Source organism: Janthinobacterium sp. FT14W, assembly GCF_009208755.1.
GTDB lineage: Bacteria > Pseudomonadota > Gammaproteobacteria > Burkholderiales > Burkholderiaceae_D > Janthinobacterium > Janthinobacterium violaceinigrum.
In genome coordinates, this window is the sequence record NZ_WFLL01000187.1 from 1 (window position 1) to 250 (window position 250).

Below are 250 nucleotides of genomic sequence, written 5' to 3' on the forward strand. Positions count from 1 at the left end.
TGGTTGTGACTGGTTGAATTATTGTGTCCATAAATAAATTTGTGGACACAATCAATTTGCGTCCCAAATTCAATCATCGGGATCTGCGGCGATTAAGGGAAGACGGTGGTGAGGCGACGCTTACGCGAGGCAGGTGGACAAGCATGGTGAATCTGCTTGAACGCTCAACTAGCGTTCCGATCGCAGACCGGTTTAGTCCGATGATCAGGTCACCCTCCCAATGCCCCGGGACCGCACGATCGTCGGCTTC

At 52.0% G+C, this 250-nt stretch carries 1 pseudogene; it reads right to left on the minus strand.

The annotated features are described in order from the left end of the window. Positions 1-124: 124 nt before the first annotated feature. Positions 125-250: pseudogene (locus tag GCN74_RS28550) on the minus strand (IS30 family transposase); the annotation flags it as partial.